Origin of the sequence: Rhizobium sp. LC145, assembly GCF_001005825.1 — a bacterium.
Classification (GTDB): Bacteria; Pseudomonadota; Alphaproteobacteria; order Rhizobiales; family Rhizobiaceae; genus Neorhizobium.
This window is the reverse complement of sequence record NZ_LBHV01000032.1, coordinates 1-605: the sequence shown is the minus strand read 5'-3', so window position 1 is coordinate 605 and position 605 is coordinate 1. Positions and strand designations below refer to the sequence as shown.

The window sequence follows — 605 nt, the reverse complement described above, 5'->3', positions numbered from 1 at the left end:
TTCCCCTGTGACGGGCTGTCGAAGATCTGGGCCGGCGGGAAGCAGTTGAGCCTCGAAACGACCGATGGCGGCAAAACGTTCACGGTCGCGAGCGGTGACTATGCCGGCCGGATGAGCTTCGTCTTCTATGACGGAACGCAGGTTTCGGCGGATGACGATCTGGTCGACAAGGCGAACCCCACCGGACGATGGACGGAAGAGCATGTCGGTCATGGCCAATGCTATCTGATTGCGAAGCTCACCTATGACCAGGAGAAGCTCAACAGCTTCCCGGACTTCTTCTTCGAGCTGCGCGGCGCTCGCCTCTATGACTTCCGCAAGGATAGCTCGGTCGGTGGTTCCGGCTCGCATCGCTGGGGGAACTACGCCACTTATGAGTTCACCGAAAACCCGGTGGTCATGGATTACAATTATCGGCGCGGCTTCTCGTGGAACAATGACATGTTTTGCGGCATGGGCATGGACCCGGAAGACCTGCCGATCGACAAGTATGCGGTGGCTGCGAACATCTGCGACGAGATCGTGCAGGGAGAAAAGCGCTATCGCTGCTCGGTGCTGCTCGATTGCGATGTCGATCACGGCGACAATATCGACGCCCTGATGCA

At 58.3% G+C, this 605-nt stretch carries 1 pseudogene; it reads left to right on the top strand.

Features of this window, described 5'->3' with window-relative positions:
• Nucleotides 1-605, top strand: a pseudogene (locus YH62_RS30650) (hypothetical protein); the annotation flags it as partial.